This window comes from Pseudomonas sp. OF001 (assembly GCF_904426495.1).
Lineage (GTDB): Bacteria > Pseudomonadota > Gammaproteobacteria > Pseudomonadales > Pseudomonadaceae > Geopseudomonas.
In genome coordinates this window covers 1-1,020 of record NZ_CAJGBM010000062.1, presented here as the reverse complement: position 1 = coordinate 1,020, position 1,020 = coordinate 1, and the positions used below count along the sequence as shown (strand labels likewise).

Genomic DNA, 1,020 nt, shown 5'->3' with positions numbered 1-1,020 from the left:
ATGGGGACATGGCCAGAGAGCCACCCAAATAGCTCTGAAGCTGACCGCCCCGGCACTATTAAACATTCACGCCGGGGCGATTAACAACCAAACCAGCTTCAGTGCACGTTGACTTTTCCCAGCATTCCCGATTGGTAATGCCCCGGGACATTGCATGCGAACTCTAAGTCATTGGCTTTTGAAAATCGCCACACAAGCTCTGCAGTGGCTCCCGGCTCGACCAAGACACTATTAGCGTCGTCATGTTTCATGCCGCCCATATGCCCCATCGCCTCCATACCGTGGGCGCCACTTGAGGATAAGGCTCCACTCTGAAACATCGCAGCCATTTCCTTCTGGTGAGCCACATGGGACTCAGGACTACCAATATTGAATTCGTGAAGCAGCGCACCATCATTTTTCAGCAAGAAGCGAACGGTTTCGCCCGCCTTTACCTCAATACTGCCTGGCAAGAAAAACATGTCTCCAATTTTCACCTCAATGGTACGATCAATCGTAGTGATATCTCCTGGCCGGCCGGCATTACCCTGGCCAGGGCTAGCAATAGCTACAGAAGAAATAACGAGACCGACGAGAGGGGATAGTAATGCTGACTTGGCTCGCATGGTAAGACCCTCCAGATTTCGCTGCTAGCAACACCTCTGCCATTTTTAAAATTTCACTGAAAGCAAGCACGGAAGCTAGAAGCGTGTAGATTTAGCGGGGATCGGTGCTCCTCCCGTGATGCATGAGGTGAAGCACCGACCGCCGAATCAACGCATTACAAACTCGCCAACCATGCCAGCTTGATAGTGACCTGGCAGGGTACAAGCAAATTTCAAACTATCGCCTTCGGCAAAAGTCCAGACGAACTCCTTCGTAGCTCCCGGCTCTACGAGAATGGCATTTGGATCGTCATGCTTGGCTTCAATAACTTCCGGATATCCGGGAGGGCTGGAGTCTCCTGATCCGGACCAGCGCTCGCGCCATGCTATCGACTTCGCCATCCCCGTCGGCGTCAGCGTGCCATCCTTGAATAGG

The 1,020-nt window shown here is 52.5% G+C and carries 1 protein-coding gene and 1 pseudogene; both read right to left on the bottom strand.

All coding sequences use genetic code 11. From position 1 onward, the window contains the following. Positions 1-98: 98 nt before the first annotated feature. Positions 99-605, bottom strand: a complete 507-nt coding sequence (locus RA210_RS19475) for a cupredoxin domain-containing protein (RefSeq protein ID WP_090351983.1) — start codon at positions 603-605, stop codon at positions 99-101. Between the two features lie 147 nt (positions 606-752). Further along, positions 753-1,020 (bottom strand): annotated as a pseudogene (locus RA210_RS19470) (cupredoxin domain-containing protein); the annotation flags it as partial.

What these genes read in the sequence shown, in the direction of transcription:
- RA210_RS19475 (WP_090351983.1), bottom strand. Translation starts at nt 605, where the DNA reads ATGCGAGCCAAGTCAGCATTACTATCCCCTCTCGTCGGTCTCGTTATT.